This window comes from Pseudomonas lactucae (assembly GCF_016937615.1).
GTDB classification, from domain to species: Bacteria; Pseudomonadota; Gammaproteobacteria; order Pseudomonadales; family Pseudomonadaceae; genus Aquipseudomonas; species Aquipseudomonas lactucae.
In genome coordinates, this window is sequence record NZ_JAFHKI010000015.1 from 15,996 (window position 1) to 32,515 (window position 16,520).

Here is a 16,520-nt window from a genome sequence, read left to right on the forward strand (position 1 = left end):
TTCTTTAGCGGCGATGAAAAAGTGTCGTCATTAGAAAAAGGAGAGTGCTGTGTCGCGTAGACGCGTCGTAGTCACCGGTATGGGTATGTTGTCGCCACTGGGTACGGATGTGCCGAGCAGTTGGCAGGGCATTCTGGCTGGCCGCAGTGGTATTGGTCTGATCGAACACACGGACCTTTCTGCCTATTCCACCCGTTTCGGCGGCTCGGTAAAGGGGTTCAATGTCGAGGAATATCTCTCGATCAAAGAGTCCCGCAAACTCGACCTGTTCATTCAATACGGCCTGGCAGCCGGTTTTCAGGCCGTGCGTAACGCCGGGCTGGAAGTCACCGACGCCAACCGTGAGCGCATTGGCGTGGCCATGGGGTCGGGTATTGGCGGTCTGACCAATATCGAAGAAACCAGCCGCATCCTGCACGAGACCGGCCCGCGTCGAATTTCACCGTTCTTCGTGCCCGGCTCGATCATCAATATGATTTCCGGTTTCCTGTCCATCCACCTGGGCGCGCAGGGGCCTAACTACGCGATTGCCACGGCGTGCACCACGGGCACCCACTGCATCGGCATGGCGGCACGCAACATCGCCTATGACGAAGCGGATGTGATGATTGCCGGCGGCGCCGAAATGGCTGCCTGCGGCCTGGGCATGGGCGGCTTTGGCGCGTCCCGTGCACTGTCGACCCGCAACGACGAACCGGCGCGTGCCAGCCGTCCGTGGGACAAGGGCCGAGATGGCTTTGTGCTGTCCGACGGCGCCGGTGCCCTGGTCCTGGAAGAGTTGGAGCACGCCAAGGCGCGTGGCGCCACCATTTACGCCGAGCTGATCGGCTTCGGCATGAGCGGCGACGCCTACCACATGACTTCGCCACCGTCCGACGGTGCCGGTGCTGCGCGTTGCATCACCAACGCCCTGCGCGATGCGAAGGTGAACGCGGACCAGGTGCAATACATCAATGCCCATGGCACCTCGACCCCGACCGGCGACCTGGCGGAAGCCCAGGCCATCAAGTCGGTGTTCGGTGAGCATGCCTACAAGCTGGCGGTCAGTTCCACCAAGTCCATGACCGGCCACCTGTTGGGTGCGGCGGGCGCGGTCGAAGCAATCTTCAGTGTGATGGCCATCAAGGACCAGGTCGCTCCGCCGACCATCAACCTGGATGAGCCGGACGAAGGCTGCGACCTCAACTTCGTGCCGCACGAAGCGCAACCGATGCCGATCGATGTGTCGATCTCCAACTCCTTCGGGTTTGGTGGCACCAACGGTTCCCTGGTGTTCCGCCGGTTCGCCGAGTGATGCACAGCTGGGTCGACGGTCAGCCAGCGGACAACGTGCCCCTGAAAGATCGCGGCCTGGCGTATGGCGATGGGGTGTTCGAAACCATCGCCATCAAGAGCGGGCGGCCGGTACTGCTCGATCGTCACCTGCAGCGCCTCGATGAGGGCTGCAGCGCCTGGCTCTGGTGGTTGATCAAACGCTGATCCGTAACGAAGTGCTGGCCTATGCCGCCGCCCTCGGCGACGGCGTCCTCAAGTTGATCCTTACCCGTGGCGACAGCCTGCGCGGTTACGGCGTCAACCCCGACGCGCCGGTGCGTCGTATCTTGCAGGGCAGTCCGCCCGCTACCTATCCCCACGCCCATGCAACCGATGGCATCCGCCTGTTTGCGTGCGCCACGCGCCTGGCCGAGCAACCGCTGCTGGCCGGTCTCAAACACCTCAATCGCCTGGAGCAGGTGATCGCCCGCGCCGAATGGCAGGATGCCGAGCACGCCGAAGGCCTGATGCTGGATATGTCCGGACGGGTCATCGAAGGCGTATTCAGCAACCTGTTCCTGGTAAGCAACGGCTTGTTACTAACCGCCGATCTGAATCGTTGCGGGGTTGCCGGGGTGATGCGCGCCGAAATCCTGGCCCAGGCACAAACGCTGGGCGTCCCGGTGGCCGTGGCCGACATCGGCATCGAGCAGTTGCGACAGGCTGACGAAGTCTTTGTCTGCAACAGCGTTTATGGCATCTGGCCGGTGCGCGAGTACGCTGCGATGCGCTGGCCGGTTGGCCCGCTCACCCGTAAACTGCAGGGCATTGTTCGCGCGCTATTGGATATTTGAGTTGATACGAAAACTGGTTGTACTGCTGCTGGCCGGTCTGTTCTCGGCGGCGTTGCTGTTGGGCTTTGCTGCCTGGAAATACGACGCGGCCTTGAAGCAGCCGTTGCATTTGACCCAGGAGCAGTTGCTCGATGTACCGGCAGGAGCCACCCCCACCGGTACCTTCAATCGCCTGGAAGCCGACGGCGTGCTCGACGGCGCCTTCTGGTTGCGTCTGTATTGGCGCTTCAACCTCGACGGGCAGCCGCTGCACAGCGGCGAATACCGCATGACGCCCGGCATGACCGCCCAAGGCCTGATCGGCCTGTGGCAGCGTGGCGAAGTGGTGCAATACAGCCTGACCCTGGTGGAAGGCTGGAATTTCCGCCAAGTACGCGCGACCCTGGCCAAGCATGAAAAAATCGTGCAGAGCCTCTCGGGCCTGAGCGACAGCGAAGTGATGGACAAACTCGGCCATCCTGGCGTGTTCCCCGAAGGGCGGTTCTTCCCCGATACCTACCGCTTCGTGCGTGGCATGACCGATGTCGAATTACTGAAAAAAGCCTACAACCGCCTGGATGACGTACTCGCCCAGGAGTGGAGCAAGCGCGCCGCCGATGCGCCCTATACCGACCCGTATCAGGCGCTGATCATGGCTTCCCTGGTCGAGAAGGAAACCGGCGTACCTGAGGAGCGCGGGCAGATCGCCGGCGTTTTCGTGCGCCGGTTGAAGGTCGGCATGTTGCTGCAAACCGATCCGACAGTGATCTACGGCCTGGGTGAGCGCTACAACGGCAAGTTGACCCGCGCTAACCTCAAGGAAGCCAACCCCTACAACACCTATATGGTGGCCGGCCTGCCGCCGACGCCGATCGCCATGGTCGGTCGCGAGGCAATCCATGCCGCGCTCAACCCGGTACCGGGCAGCAGCCTGTATTTCGTGGCGCGGGGCGATGGCAGCCATATTTTCTCTGATGACCTGGATGCGCATAATGCCGCCGTGCGTGAGTTTCAGCTCAAGCGCCGCGCCGACTACCGCTCCAGCCCGGCACCCGTGGCAAAACCTGCCGAAGACGTGATGCCGCCCGCTGATGCACCCGCCGAGCCCGCGCCGGACGCCGCCGCGCCGCAAAGCCCGCAATGACTCTGACTAAGGACCGCCTGTGACTGGCTTGTTTATTACCCTGGAAGGCCCGGAAGGCGCCGGCAAAAGCACCAACCGCGATTACCTGGCCGAGCGCTTGCGCAGCGAAGGTATCGAAGTGGTGTTGACCCGTGAGCCCGGCGGTACGCCGCTGGCCGAGCGCATCCGTGAAGTGCTGCTGGCTCCAGGCGAAGAACAGATGAACCCGGACACCGAGCTGCTGTTGGTGTTTGCCGCCCGTGCCCAGCACTTGTCCGAGGTGATTCGCCCCGCCCTGGCCCGAGGGGCCGTGGTGATTTGCGACCGTTTCACCGATTCCACCTACGCCTACCAGGGCGGTGGCCGCGGTTTGTGCCTGGCGCGTATCGCGACCCTGGAAACCTTCGTGCAGGGCGATTTGCGCCCGGCCCTGACCCTGCTGTTCGATCTGCCGGTGGAAGTGGGCATGGCCCGTGCCAGCGCCCGGGGCCGCCTCGATCGTTTCGAACTCGAAGGCCAGGCGTTTTTTGATCGGGTGCGCAGCGCGTTCCTCGCGCGTGCCAAGGCTGAGCCTGCGCGCTATCACTTGCTGGACGCCGCCCAGCCATTGGCCCAGGTACAACAAGCCATCGATGCGCTGCTGCCCTCATTGCTGGAGCGCGCCCGTGGCTGAAGCCTATCCGTGGCAGGACAGCCTCTGGCAGCAGCTGGCCGGCCGTGCCCAACACGCCCACGCCTACTTGTTGCACGGGCCGATCGGTATCGGTAAGCGCGCCCTCGCCGAGCGCCTGATGGCCAGCTTGCTGTGCCAGCGTCCGGTCAATCTGCATGCCTGTGGCGAGTGCAAATCGTGCCTGCTGCTCAAGGCCGGCAGCCACCCGGACAACTACCTGCTGGAGCCCGAGGAAGCCGACAAGGCGATCAAGGTCGACCAGGTGCGCGACCTCGTCAGTTTCGTGGTGCAGACCGCGCAGATGGGCGGGCGCAAGGTGGTGCTGATCGAGCCCGTGGAGGCGATGAATATCAACGCCGCCAATGCCTTGCTCAAAAGCCTGGAAGAACCGTCGGGCGATACCGTGCTGTTGCTGGTGAGCCATCAGTCCAGCCGCCTGCTGCCGACCATTCGCAGCCGTTGCGTGCAGCAGGCGTGCCCGTTGCCAAGCGAGGCCATGAGCCTGCAGTGGCTGGGGCAGGCGTTGCCCGAATGTTCCGAGCAAGAGCGCATCGAGTTGCTGACCCTGGCGGCCGGCTCGCCGCTGGCTGCGGTAAAGCTGCACGGTCAAGGCGTGCGTGAGCAGCGGGCGCTGGTGGTGGACGGCGTTAAAAAACTGCTCAAGCAGGAACTCTCCGCGACGCAACTGGCCGAGAGCGCCTGGAAAGATATTCCACTGCTGTTGCTGTTCGACTGGTTCTGCGACTGGTCGAGCCTGATCCTGCGCTACCAGTTGACTCAGGATGAAAGCGGCCTTGGCCTGCCGGACATGCGCAAGGTGGTGCAGTATCTCGCGCAGAAAAGTGCACAGGATAAGGTGCTGGCTATCCAGGACTGGATTCTCGCCCAACGCCAGAAAGTGCTCGGCAAAGCCAACCTCAACCGCGTGCTGTTGCTCGAAGCGCTGCTGGTGCAGTGGGTGGGCTTGCTCGGCCGGCGTTAATTTCGGTGGCTGACGGGTGTATCGTTGGTCAACTCTCTTTGAATGACTCAAGTTGTAATTGCCTATGCTCGTAGATTCCCATTGCCACCTCGATCGCCTCGACCTTGCCCAGCACGACGGCTCACTCGACGCTGCGCTGGAAGCGGCGCGCCAACGCGGGGTAGGGCACTTCCTGTGCATCGGCGTCAGCGCTGAAAACGCCGCCGACGTCAAAGCCCTGGCTGATCGCTATGCCGACGTGGATTGCTCGGTGGGTATCCACCCGCTGGACCTCAAGCCCGGCGAAGCCCCTGCCCTCGATTGGCTGCTGGGTGAACTCAACCACCCGCGCGTGGTGGCGATTGGCGAGACTGGCCTGGATTACCACTACGAGCCCGAAGCCGCCGAGCTGCAGCAGGCGTCCTTCCGCCTGCACCTGCAAGCCGCCCGGCAGACCGGCAAACCGGTGATCGTCCACACCCGTGGAGCGCGTGCCGACACCCTGACCCTGCTGCGCGAAGCCGCGTTGCCCCAGGCCGGCGTGCTGCACTGCTTCACCGAAGACTGGGACATGGCCAAGGCCGCTCTCGACCTGGGTTTCTACATCTCGTTGTCGGGCATCGTGACCTTTCGTAATGCCGACGCCCTGCGTGACGTGGCGCGCCAGGTACCGGCCGATCGCCTGCTGGTGGAAACCGACTCGCCGTACCTGGCGCCCATCCCGCATCGCGGCAAGCCGAACCTTCCTGAGTACGTGCGCGACGTGGCGGATTACCTGGCGATGCTGCGCGGTGAGTCCTATGAGCGTTTCGCCGAGCAGACCACCGAGAACTTCAAGCGTCTGTTCCCGCTGGCTCATGTCAGTGCTTAACGGGCCAAAGCCCAGGCAAAAAAAACCCGGCTTCTGGGGGGGGAATCCGGGTTAAGACCATTAGGAGTAAAACAAGGGCACGCAGTCCGTCGGTACCCAGGTCGACGCTTCACTTGGGGGAGATGTCGCGCCGACAGTTGAAGTATTGATCATGTTCTCATTCAGTCCAGTCGCGACTGATCGTTTTTTAAACAGATTTGGAATACAGACGCTTTGCTTGAGTTCTCATTGGACAGGCGTACGGCGGCAGATGTTGCGTATTATTTCTGACTGAGAGCCATGAAAACGTTGGCGTGCTGAAAGTAAAGTGCATGGCCGGTTCACATAGGCGTTGCCCAACGACCGTTCAGTCGGGATAATCCCTCGCACTGGGTAAATCGTATCGCCATGTATTCGTGGCCGTGCGCAACCCTCCCTTTCCCGACCTTTGCAGACCTCTTCCTCATGCACAAAGAACCCCGTAAGGTCCGTGAGTTTCGCCGCCGTGAGCAGGAAATTCTCGACACCGCGCTCAAGTTGTTCCTCGAACAAGGCGAAGACAGCGTCACCGTCGAGATGATCGCGGATGCCGTGGGTATCGGCAAAGGCACTATCTACAAGCATTTCAAATCCAAGGCCGAGATCTACCTGCGGCTGATGCTCGACTATGAGCGCGACTTGAACGAGCTGCTGCATTCGGCCGATGTCGACAAGGACAAGGAAGCGCTGTCCCGCGCCTACTTCGAGTTCCGCATGCGCGACCCGCAGCGCTATCGCCTGTTCGACCGCCTCGAAGAAAAAGTGGTCAAGGGCCATCAAGTGCCGGAAATGGTCGAGGAACTGCACAAGATCCGTGCCTCGAACTTCGAACGCCTGACTCTGCTGATCAAAGGCCGTATCAGTGAAGGCAAGCTTGAAGACGTGCCGCCGTATTTCCACTATTGCGCCGCCTGGGCCCTGGTGCATGGCGCCGTGGCGCTGTACCACTCGCCGTTCTGGAGCAATGTGCTTGAGGATCAGGAAGGCTTCTTCCAGTTCCTGATGGACATCGGCGTACGCATGGGCAACAAGCGCAAGCACAGCACCGAGCCAGCACTGGTCGAGACGGCACCGATCGATACGCCTGCCACGTAATGATTTGCTGCCAGGCGCAGTACCCCAGGAATATACTCAGGCAAGGACCTTGCTAAAAGCTGATTTATAAGTCAGCTTTTAGTGCGCCCGAATTATCCTCTGCCGGAGTGATCCATGATCGTTGATCGTCAAGGCAGGCGTTTTCGCAATTTGCGGATCAGCCTGACCTCAGCCTGCAATTACGCGTGTACCTACTGCGTGCCCAACGGCAAGCGGCTGGTGGCTGCCCAGGACGAACTCTCGGCCGAGGCCATGGCCCGTGGCGTGGCGTATCTGATCGAAGCGGCGGGCATCGATCGCTTGCGCATCACTGGCGGTGAGCCGCTGGTGAGCCCCAAGCTGGAAGCCTTCATGGGCGCTGTGGGGCAAATGGGCCTCAGTGATATCAGCCTGACCACCAATGGCCAATTGCTCGCCCGCAAACTGCCGTTGCTGGTGGAGGCCGGGATCAAGCGCATCAACGTGTCCCTCGACACCCTCAATGCCGATGCCTTCCGCAGTATCGCCCGGGGCGGCGACCTGGCCACCGTGCTCGATGGCATGGACCAGGCTCGCGCCGCCGGAATCAAGATCAAGGTCAATATGGTGCCGTTGCGCGGCCAGAACCTGGACCAGGTGATGCCGCTGCTCGACTACTGCCTGGAGCGGGGCTACGAGCTGCGGTTTATCGAGTTGATGCGCATGGGTCACCTGGCCAAGGATTCCAATGCGTTTGTGCAGCAATTCGTCAGCCTGCAACAACTGCTCGGCTTGATCGGCGAACACCACGAATACCTGCAAGCCAACGCTCCCGTGGATGCCACGGCGGTGCGCTATGAGGTGCCGGGCAAAGGCTTCTTTGGCGTGATCGCCAATGAGAGTGTGCCGTTCTGCCGGACCTGTTCGCGGTTGCGCTTGTCGTCCACGGGCTGGCTGCATGGCTGTTTGTCGTCAAGCAATCGCCATTATGTCGGCGACCTGCTGGACAAACCGCGTCATCAAGCGCTGCCGGCGCTGCAGGGCCTGCTGATGAAGGCCTTGGGCGATAAGCAGGAAGTGGCGTTCTCGGGTGGGGCCACCATCATGAAGATTATTGGCGGCTGACCCTGTCCCAGAAATTTCCCACATTTAGTGATGCGCCATTTTCCAAATGGCGCGGTTTCTGCATCTCACGCCCATTCGCCGGTTTTCCGTCACCGGCTTCTGGAGGATTAGGATGCGTAGTCTGGTTTTGTTGCTGGCGTCGTTGGTGCTCAGCGGTTGCATGACCGTCAGCGATATGGCCGAAGGCACCCGCTATCAGATGAGTGACGCCGGGTTGCTCGACCACAGCGATACCCGTCGTACCGCATCGGTTCGCATACAGCCGGACTCCTTTGTGTTTATCGCCCAGGGCTCGTTCGTGCCGCCGGGCAGCGCCTACCCGCGCCCGAACGTAGTGGCCGAGGAAGCCTTCAACGGTTTTGTCGAATACTTCCCCATGGTGCGCCGCGCCCGCCAACCCGAAGGGCTGGAACAGGCCATGGCCGAAGCCCGCGCGGCGGGAGCGCATTACTTGCTGTACTGCCGCTTCGCCAAGGCGGATGACCGTATCGGCAACGCCGATGAATGGGCGGACCAAGAGGCCTTGGACCGTGTCGGCCTGGACAACGGCGTTATCCAGATCATGTTGATCGAGACCAGCACCCAATATTTGATCGATACTGCACGCATTCGCAGTCGTGGCGGTTTACTGACGTTCCACGACAACAAGCCCGAAGACCTGATCGCCCGCCCGCTGGCCCAGTACGCTCGAGGTCTGCTCGGTATGAGTGATCAGTAGGTCCTGCACGTAAAAAAGGGAGAACCCCATGACCGATTCCGCCAAGGCCAACGATCTGCTGGCCCAACTGCCCAAAGGCAAGGGGCCGGCACCGGTGCACCTGTGGAACCCGGATTTCTGCGGTCATATCGACATGCGCATCGCCCGTGATGGCACCTGGTTCTATCAGGGCACGCCCATCGGGCGTAAGCCGATGGTCAAGTTATTTTCCAATATCATTCGCCGCGATGGCGATGATTACTTCCTGGTCACTCCCGTAGAAAAAGTCGGCATCAGCGTCGATGATGCGCCCTTCGTCGCGGTTACCCTTGAGGTTGAAGGGCAGGGCGAAAGCCAGGTGCTGCGCTTTACCAGCAACGTTGACGAGCAGATCGAAGCAGGCCTCGAACACCCGCTGCGGGTGGTGATCGACCCCGTCACCCAGGAACCGTCACCCTACCTGCATGTGCGCGCCAACCTTGAAGCCCTGGTGCATCGCAACGTGTTCTATCAGTTAGTGGAGCTGGCGGTAAGCCGTCCGATCAATGGCCAGAACTGGCTTGGCGTATGGAGTGGTGGCGAGTTCTTGCGCATTGGCCTGGAGCCCTGAGACCGGGTTTTCATCACACTGAAATAATTCGCTTGCCGTGACTCGCGGCTTTCGGTTATCAATTTGTACATGATTAGACATGTTCGATTTGATAAGAAAAAACGCGTCGTCGACGAGCTCATCCGCCGCATCGAGGGTGGGGTGATGGTCGACGGTTTCCTGCTGCCCGGTGAGCATCAATTGGCCGAGGAGTTTGCGGTCAGTCGCGGCACGCTGCGTGAGGCGCTGGCCGAACTCAAGCGGCGCAACTACATTGCGACGCAGAGCGGCGTCGGCTCCATCGTCACGTTTGACGGCATGGTGCTGGATCAAAACAGCGGTTGGGCCCAGGCCCTGGCTGACACCGGTGCACGGGTGACCACCGATATCCTGCGCCTGGAGGCGGTGACCCGGCCGGACCTGTTCAGCCGCTTCGGCAGTGACCAGTTCATCGCCCTCGACCGCCGCCGGCGCACCACTGACGGTACCGCCGTGTCCCTGGAGCGCTCGTTGATGCCCGCCTGCGGTGGGCTGGAAAGCCTGCCCCGGTTGGGCCTCATCGACGACTCCCTGACCATTACCCTGGCCGCCTACGGTTTCATCGGCGCCGAGGGAGACCAATGGATCGGCGCCGAACCCCTGAACGATGAAGACGCCGAGTTGCTCGGCCGTTCGACGGGCAGCGTATTTCTCAAGGCGTCGCGTACCACCTACGACCGTCGCGAGCGTTTCATGGAGTACGTCGAGAGCTTGCTCGACCCGCTGCACTTTCGCCTGCACCTGCAGTTTGGAGCCTCAAAATGATCCCGCAAGCCCGCGCACTCGGCGCCTTCTACGGCTTGGCCCTGGGCGATGCTTTGGGCATGCCTACCCAGTCCCTGAGCCGTGAGCAAGTGCAACAGCGTTTTGGCACCATCACCACCTTGGAAGACGCCGGCTCTGATCAGCCCATCGCACCCAACATGCCGGCGGGCTCCATTACCGACGACACCGAACAGGCGATCCTGGTCGGTGAGTTGCTGGTGGAAGGTCAGGGCAAGATCGAACCCGGCGTACTCGCCCAGCGTTTGATCGACTGGGAAGCGGTGATGCGCGCCAAGGGTTCCCAGGATTTGCTCGGGCCTTCGACCAAGCGCGCAATCGACATGGTCCTTGCCGGGCATACGCCGCAGGAATCCGGACGTTTCGGCACCACCAATGGCGCCGCCATGCGCATCACACCGGTGGGGATCGCCGCGGATGTGCGCGAGCCGGCGCAGTTTATCCAGGCGGTGATCCAGGCGTGCCAGGTCACCCACAACACCACATTGGGCATCTCCAGCGCGGCGGCGGTGGCGGCGGTGGTGTCCGCCGGCATTAACGGTGCCGACCTGGGCGAAGCCTTGAACATCGGCACCCAGATCGCCCGACAGGCGCAAGGCCATGGCCATTGGGTTGCCGGCGGGCGTATTTCCACGCGTATCAGTTGGGCGCGCACCTTGAGCGTCGGCAGCGGCGACCAGGCCCTGTTTGCCGACTTGTTGTATGAGTTGATCGGTACCTCCGTGGCTTCCCAGGAGTCGGTCGTCGTGTCGTTTGCCCTGGCCCAGCAAGTGGCGGTGGGCGACATGAACGCGTTCGAAGCCCTGTGCCTGGCTGCCAGCCTGGGCGGCGACACTGACACCATTGCTGCGATTCTGGGCGCGATGCTGGGGGCGTGCCTGGGGATGCAGTGCTGGCCCGAGGCGATGATCGAGCAGGTCAAACGGGTCAACGGCCTGGATTTGCAGCCGCTGGTTCAGGGGCTGCTCAAAATTCGCCAAGCGCCGCTGCCACACTGAACTCGTTGCGTCAGGAAGACCAAGAGTCGATCCACCTTAAGTATCTGCCACAACCACAACAATACAGGCACCAGGGAGCACCTTCATGAGCAGCACCTCTTCCGGCCAAAGCGCCGGCCAATTGGAAACGCGTGGCATCGAACCGGTCCCCGAAGGCGAGTGCAACGGCCACCCGCTGCAGCTGTTCTGGGTATGGTTTGCCGCCAATATCAGCATCCTCGGTTTGCCGCTGGGCGCGACGCTGGTGGCGTTTCGTGGCCTGGCGATCTGGCAGGCGATCATCGTGGCGATTCTCGGCGCCGCCGGTTCCTTTGCGGTGGTGGGTATCATCTCGATTGCCGGCCGTCGTGGCCGTGCGCCGAGCCTGACCCTGTCCCGCGCGATCTTCGGCGTACGCGGCAATATCGGGCCCACGCTGGTGTCGCTGATGTCGCGCCTGGGCTGGGAGACGGTCAACACCACCACCGCCGCATTCGTGTTGTTGTCGTTGTGTTCGATCCTGTTCGGTTCGGCGGTAGAGGCGAAAAGTGCACCGCTGCTGACGCTGATCTTTATCGGCATTTTCGTGCTGCTGACCCTGGCGGTTTCCGGCCTGGGCCATGCCACCCTGCTGGTGATCCAGAAGTGGGCCACCTACGTGTTCGGTGCGTTGAATATCCTAGTGGGCGGTTTCCTCTGCGCCACCATCGACTGGAGCGCCGTATTCAACGCCACACCGGCTCCGCTGAGCGCGATGATCATCGGCATCGGCACCATGGCCGCCGGTACCGGTATCGGTTGGGCCAATGCCGGCGCCGATATGTCGCGCTACCAGCACCGCAGCGTCAAGGCCGTGCGCCTGGTGGCATCCGCCGCGTTCGGTGCGGGCATTCCGCTGGTGTTGCTGATCACCCTCGGCGGCCTGCTGTCGGTGGGTAACAACGACCTGGCCTCGGCCACCGATCCGATCATCGCGATCCGCGATATGTTGCCCACCTGGATGGCCGTGCCGTATTTGATCACCGCGTTTGGCGGGTTGCTGCTGTCCAATAACCTGTCGGTGTACTCCGCCGGTCTCACCACCTTGACCCTCGGTTTGAAGGTCAAGCGCGTGCATGCGGTGATTGTCGACATCGTGGCGATCTTCGCCGGTTCGATCTACTTCATGCTGATCGCCGACAGTTTCTACGGCCCGTTCATCACCTTTATTTCGTTGCTGGCCGTGCCGATTACCGCGTGGGTCGGCATCTTTGTGGTCGACCTGATCCACCGTCACCACTACAGCGCCAAGGACCTGCTGGACGTCAGCCCAAGCAGCGCCTACTGGTATCGCGGCGGTGTGGAGTGGCGCGCGTTCGGCGCCTGGGCCGTGGCCATCGTGCTGGGGTTCAGCTTTACCACCATCGGCACCACGGCCGAGAACATCTGGTTCGCCGGGCCGTTGTCCGACTCCTGGCTGGGCCATAACGGCCTGGGCTGGATCGTCACCTTCCTGGTTGCTGGCGGGATATATGCGGTACTGGGTGGCGCGACTGACCGTCGCCCGGCGTCAGTCGAGCGTGCGCATGTCTAGATTGCTGCACACCGGCCAGGTCATCGTCGACCTGGTCATGGCCCTGGACACCTTGCCCGTGAGCGGCGGCGATGTACTCGCCAAATCGGCCTGCTTCGAGGCCGGCGGTGGCTTCAATGTGATGGCTGCGGCGCGGCGCAACGGTTTGCCGGTGATGTATCTGGGGCGCCACGGCAACGGTCGTTTTGGCGATCTGGCGCGCGCGGCGATGCAGGCCGAGGGGGTTGAGATGGCGCTGACGGCCAGCAGTGACAAGGACACTGGCGTGTGTGTATCGCTGACTGAAGCCAGCACCGAACGCACCTTTATTTCCCACCTCGGGGCAGAGGGCGAACTCAGCGCCGAGGACCTGGCTCGGGTCATGCCGCAGGTTGATGACTACGTTTATGTCAGCGGCTACAGCCTGCTCCTTGAGGGCAAGGCGCAGCCGCTGATCGACTGGCTGTTGGCATTGCCACGGCAGTCGTGGTGGTGTTCGATCCGGGGCCGTTGGTCAAGGCAGCGGATTCGACCTTGATGCGCAAGCTCTTGCCACGTATCGACATCTGGACCAGCAATGGGCCGGAAGCATTGACGTTTACCGGTGCGTCGGACATCAGCGCCGCGCTGCCCGCGTTGAGCCTGCACCTGCCCGCCAACACCCTGCTGGTGGTGCGCGATGGGCCGAATGGCTGTTGGGTGGGGCGTGTGGGGCAGATCGAACACGTGCCGGGTTTCAAGGTGCGGGCCGTGGACAGCAATGGCGCAGGCGATGCGCATGCCGGGGTGTTTATGGCGGGATTGGCCAACGGTCTGGCACCGGCTGTGGCCGCACGGCGGGCGAACGCGGCGGCGGCGTTGGCGGTGACGCGGTGGGGGCCGGCGACCTCTCCTGGCACCTCTGAAGTTGACGCATTGCTAGCTGAATAAACACGAACAAAAATGTGGGAGGGGGCTACACCCCTCCCACATTTTGAGCTGTGTTCAACCGGCCTTCTTCAGCGCCGCGATCAGCTCATCCTTGCGCATCGTCGACCGCCCGGGAATGTTCTTGGCCCGCGCTTCCTTCATCAGGCTTTCCTTGGTCTGAGTCCCCAGCGAAGCACCGCTGTTGCGCGGATGCCCCTCCCGGCTGGCCGCCGCTCGCTTGGCCGAGTCCTGTCGGTCCTGGGCCTTCTTCGCCGGCGCCTTGCGCACGCCCCCACCGGCCTTTTCACCACCGCCGGACTGCTTGTTGACGGTGGCCCAGGCGCGGGCTTCGGCTTCGTCCTTGGACAAACCCTTGTGCTCATAACTGTCTTCGATATGAGCGGCTTTGCGCTTTTGTTCGGAGGTGTATTTGGCTTTGCTTCCACGAGGCATCGCGATACTCCTTCTGGCCCTGATCACCGGGCCAGACCAGATCAATGGATTACTGAGTGCGTTCACCGTCGAGCTTGCGCGCCTCATCCACTCCCGACGCGGTCAGCTTGATCGGCAAGTTCAACGCATATTCGCCGGCGTCGTCGGTGGTCACATGACCATCCTTGATAAAACCGCGGTCCTGCAGGCCGGCCAACACACCGGCCACTTCCTTTTCGCCACGGTAGTTGTCCAGCACCTCCTTGCCCAGGCCCTGTGGGTGGGCGTGCAACAGGCGGGTGAGGACTTCTTTTTCAAGGTTTTTATCGACGTTCATGCATACCTCTTCACTGGAAAATGATCGGGTGTCGGTCTTGCGTACGCAGGCTCAAGGCGCGGGTTGTTTCGGTGCGCCAGGGACGTTGGAATCATCACCCTTATTGACGCCGGGCTGATTAACGCCCGGGCCCATCTTGCCATTGCCGACAGCAGCAGGCGCCTGGCGCTGGGTGTCCTGGCCACGAGTGCGAGGGTCGGCGCCGTTATCGATGATCGCGCCACCATTGGTGTCGAGACCGGTACCCATCGAATCCTGGGATTCCTGAGTAGCGGGGCTTGGCGGGCTGCCGACCGGATCGGTCTGGCCGGTGGTCGAGCCGGCGGCAAATGCGCTCAGCGAAGCGGCGGACAGCAGGCCGGTGAGTGCGAGGGCAGCAAACTTGGCATTTTTCATGAGGGCGTCTCCATAGGATTAATGTCCTTACCCTTAATTGGTCAGTTTTCAATTATTGATCGTGCCTTGACGGCGACGAACGGCTTGCCCTTACCTGTAAGTTTTTGTGTGCCGGCGTCAGTAATTGCACTGCAATCAGTCATCAAAGCGCCTTAGTATGTGCACCTCAACATTGCCCAAGGCTTGCCCATGACCATCGAGATTCGCCCTGCGGTGCCCAGCGATGCTGCGCAGATCCTGACGTTCATCACTGAACTGGCCGAGTACGAGAAAGCCCGGCATGAAGTGATCGCCAGTGTGGTGGACATTCAGCGCAGCCTGTTCAGCGAAGGCGCAACCGCCCATGGCCTGATCTGCTTGCGCGATGGCTTGCCGATTGGCTTCGCGGTGTTCTTTTTCAGTTACTCCACGTGGCTTGGCAGCAACTGCCTGTACCTGGAAGACCTGTATATCAACCCCGAACAACGCGGCGGCGGGGCCGGCAAGAAATTGCTGCGCCACCTGGCGAGGATTGCCTTTGATAACGGTTGCGCGCGTTTCGAGTGGAGCGTGCTGGACTGGAACGAACCGGCGATTGCGTTCTACAAATCCATCGGCGCCCAGCCTCAGGAAGAGTGGGTGCGCTACCGCATGGAAGGTGATGCATTGCGCGACTTTGCCTTGGGCTGATTCACGCCTCCTTCAAAAAACCGGCCTTGAATAGGCCGGTTTTTTTATCGTTTTGTTCATAATGTGGGATGCAAATTTATATATTGAGATATTTCTGAATCTGGGTTTATAGTCGACGGCATCAGCACTCACTACCAAAAATAAAACAGGTGAAGCGATGCAGGCACAACCGTTGTCACTCCCTGCCGTGCCCGAGCCCACTTATGGCGAGCGGCTCAAAGGCAAGGTGGTGATCATCACCGGCGCCGCCCAAGGCATTGGCGAAGCGATCGTCGCGTGTTTCCAGGCGCAGCAGGCGCGGCTGGTCATCGCCGATATCCAGGGCGAAAAAGTCGAGCGCGTTGCCGCCCATTGGCGCGAACGTGGCGCCGAGATTTACGCGCAAGCCATCGACATCACCGCCAACGAGCAGTGGCGCGCGCTGGTGAATGTGGCCATCGAGCGCTTTGGTCGCGTGGATGTGCTGGTCAACTGCGCCGGCGTCAACGTGTTCCGCGACCCCCTGGAAATGACCGACGAAGACTGGCGCCGCTGCTTCGCCATCGACCTCGACGGTGCCTGGTTCGGCTGCCGCGCGGTACTGCCGCACATGATCGAGCAGGGCATCGGCAACATCATCAACATCGCCTCTACCCATTCCAGCCATATCATTCCGGGTTGCTTCCCGTACCCGGTGGCCAAGCACGGCTTGCTCGGCCTGACCCGCGCCTTGGGCATCGAATATGCGCCCAAGGGCATTCGCGTCAATGCCATCGCGCCGGGTTATATCGAAACCCAGCTCAACGTCGATTACTGGAACGGCTTCCCCGACCCCCACGCCGAGCGTCAGCGCGCCTTCGATTTGCACCCGCCCAAGCGCATCGGCCAGCCGGTCGAGGTGGCGATGACGGCGCTGTTCCTGGCTACCGACGAAGCGCCTTTTATCAATGCCACTTGCCTGATGATCGATGGCGGGCGGTCTGTGATGTACCACGACTAGTCCTTGAAACGCTCAATAACAAGAAGAGGTGCTCCATGCTTGGCAAAAACAGGTTCAAGAAGACACTCGGTGCCCTGGCACTGGCGATGGCGTTCAGCGGCGTTGTATCGGCTGAAGAAGTGAAGATCGGCTTTTTGGTCAAGCAGGCTGAAGAACCGTGGTTCCAGACCGAATGGGCCTTTGCCGAAAAAGCCGCCCAGGACAAGGGTTTCAAACTCATCAAGATCGCCGTGCCCGACGGTGAGAAAAC

General features: G+C 61.5%; 17 protein-coding genes and 3 pseudogenes. 17 read left to right on the forward strand and 3 right to left on the reverse strand.

Translation table 11 applies throughout. The features are described from left to right. Positions 1-49 precede the first annotated feature (49 nt). From fabF to JWR98_RS03415, 14 genes and pseudogenes are all read left to right on the forward strand, one after another. Positions 50-1,294, forward strand: coding sequence for a beta-ketoacyl-ACP synthase II (fabF, locus tag JWR98_RS03350; RefSeq protein WP_078734339.1), 1,245 nt, complete (start codon positions 50-52; stop codon positions 1,292-1,294). Then, positions 1,294-2,108 (forward strand): annotated as a pseudogene (gene pabC, locus JWR98_RS03355) (aminodeoxychorismate lyase). Before fabF ends, pabC begins: the two are co-directional and overlap by 1 nt. 1 nt (position 2,109) lies before the next feature. Next, entirely contained in the window at positions 2,110-3,231 is a 1,122-nt protein-coding gene (gene mltG / locus JWR98_RS03360) for an endolytic transglycosylase MltG (RefSeq protein ID WP_205489283.1), read from the forward strand. A gap of 19 nt (positions 3,232-3,250) precedes the next feature. Continuing rightward, on the forward strand, positions 3,251-3,883 hold the full coding sequence (gene tmk / locus JWR98_RS03365) for a dTMP kinase (protein ID WP_078734336.1): 633 nt from the start codon (positions 3,251-3,253) through the stop codon (positions 3,881-3,883). Continuing rightward, complete coding sequence (locus tag JWR98_RS03370; protein WP_003175602.1) at positions 3,876-4,865, forward strand: DNA polymerase III subunit delta'; 990 nt, start codon at positions 3,876-3,878, stop codon at positions 4,863-4,865. Before tmk ends, JWR98_RS03370 begins: the two co-directional genes overlap by 8 nt. A 64-nt stretch (positions 4,866-4,929) precedes the next feature. Then, the gene (locus JWR98_RS03375; protein WP_078734335.1) at positions 4,930-5,715 is read left to right on the forward strand and encodes a TatD family hydrolase; all 786 of its coding nucleotides are present in this window, start codon (positions 4,930-4,932) and stop codon (positions 5,713-5,715) included. 444 nt (positions 5,716-6,159) lie between these two features. Further along, the gene (locus tag JWR98_RS03380; RefSeq protein ID WP_078734334.1) at positions 6,160-6,828 is read left to right on the forward strand and encodes a TetR/AcrR family transcriptional regulator; all 669 of its coding nucleotides are present in this window, start codon (positions 6,160-6,162) and stop codon (positions 6,826-6,828) included. A 114-nt stretch (positions 6,829-6,942) separates the two neighbouring features. Continuing rightward, positions 6,943-7,911, forward strand: a complete 969-nt coding sequence (locus tag JWR98_RS03385; protein WP_078734333.1) for a GTP 3',8-cyclase MoaA — start codon at positions 6,943-6,945, stop codon at positions 7,909-7,911. A gap of 112 nt (positions 7,912-8,023) precedes the next feature. Beyond that, a complete protein-coding gene (locus JWR98_RS03390) occupies positions 8,024-8,629 on the forward strand; it encodes a DUF4823 domain-containing protein (RefSeq protein WP_078734332.1) in 606 nt (201 codons plus the stop codon). A gap of 28 nt (positions 8,630-8,657) precedes the next feature. Then, positions 8,658-9,218 carry a DUF1285 domain-containing protein gene (locus JWR98_RS03395; RefSeq protein ID WP_003175597.1) on the forward strand — a complete coding sequence of 187 codons (561 nt, stop codon included), beginning with the start codon at positions 8,658-8,660 and terminating at the stop codon, positions 9,216-9,218. Positions 9,219-9,287: 69 nt separating this feature from the next. Next, the gene (locus JWR98_RS03400; protein ID WP_078825755.1) at positions 9,288-10,001 is read left to right on the forward strand and encodes a GntR family transcriptional regulator; all 714 of its coding nucleotides are present in this window, start codon (positions 9,288-9,290) and stop codon (positions 9,999-10,001) included. Next, the gene (locus tag JWR98_RS03405) at positions 9,998-11,017 is read left to right on the forward strand and encodes an ADP-ribosylglycohydrolase family protein (protein ID WP_078734329.1); all 1,020 of its coding nucleotides are present in this window, start codon (positions 9,998-10,000) and stop codon (positions 11,015-11,017) included. Before JWR98_RS03400 ends, JWR98_RS03405 begins: the two co-directional genes overlap by 4 nt. 85 nt (positions 11,018-11,102) lie before the next feature. Then, positions 11,103-12,569, forward strand: coding sequence for a purine-cytosine permease family protein (locus JWR98_RS03410; RefSeq protein WP_078734328.1), 1,467 nt, complete (start codon positions 11,103-11,105; stop codon positions 12,567-12,569). Beyond that, a pseudogene (locus JWR98_RS03415) lies at positions 12,562-13,478 on the forward strand (PfkB family carbohydrate kinase). The gene JWR98_RS03410 and the pseudogene JWR98_RS03415 overlap by 8 nt, the downstream one beginning before the upstream one ends. A 54-nt stretch (positions 13,479-13,532) precedes the next feature. Here JWR98_RS03415 and JWR98_RS03420 read toward each other — a convergent pair. The 3 genes from JWR98_RS03420 to JWR98_RS03430 are packed head-to-tail and all read right to left on the reverse strand — an operon-like array spanning position 13,533 to position 14,622. After that, positions 13,533-13,910, reverse strand: a complete 378-nt coding sequence (locus tag JWR98_RS03420; protein ID WP_078734327.1) for a Rho termination factor N-terminal domain-containing protein — start codon at positions 13,908-13,910, stop codon at positions 13,533-13,535. A gap of 49 nt (positions 13,911-13,959) precedes the next feature. Next, the gene (locus JWR98_RS03425; RefSeq protein ID WP_003175591.1) at positions 13,960-14,226 is read right to left on the reverse strand and encodes a hypothetical protein; all 267 of its coding nucleotides are present in this window, start codon (positions 14,224-14,226) and stop codon (positions 13,960-13,962) included. A 51-nt stretch (positions 14,227-14,277) separates the two neighbouring features. Continuing rightward, complete coding sequence (locus JWR98_RS03430; RefSeq protein WP_205489284.1) at positions 14,278-14,622, reverse strand: hypothetical protein; 345 nt, start codon at positions 14,620-14,622, stop codon at positions 14,278-14,280. 189 nt (positions 14,623-14,811) lie between these two features. On the opposite strand from JWR98_RS03430, the gene JWR98_RS03435 reads away from it, so the two are divergent. The 3 genes and pseudogenes from JWR98_RS03435 to JWR98_RS03445 form a co-directional block, all read left to right on the forward strand. Beyond that, positions 14,812-15,291 (forward strand): GNAT family N-acetyltransferase, encoded by a 480-nt coding sequence (locus JWR98_RS03435; protein ID WP_042945927.1) that lies wholly within the window; start codon positions 14,812-14,814, stop codon positions 15,289-15,291. A 157-nt stretch (positions 15,292-15,448) separates the two neighbouring features. Continuing rightward, a complete protein-coding gene (locus JWR98_RS03440) occupies positions 15,449-16,270 on the forward strand; it encodes an SDR family oxidoreductase (protein ID WP_078734325.1) in 822 nt (273 codons plus the stop codon). 35 nt (positions 16,271-16,305) lie between these two features. Then, positions 16,306-16,520: pseudogene (locus JWR98_RS03445) on the forward strand (arabinose ABC transporter substrate-binding protein); the annotation flags it as partial.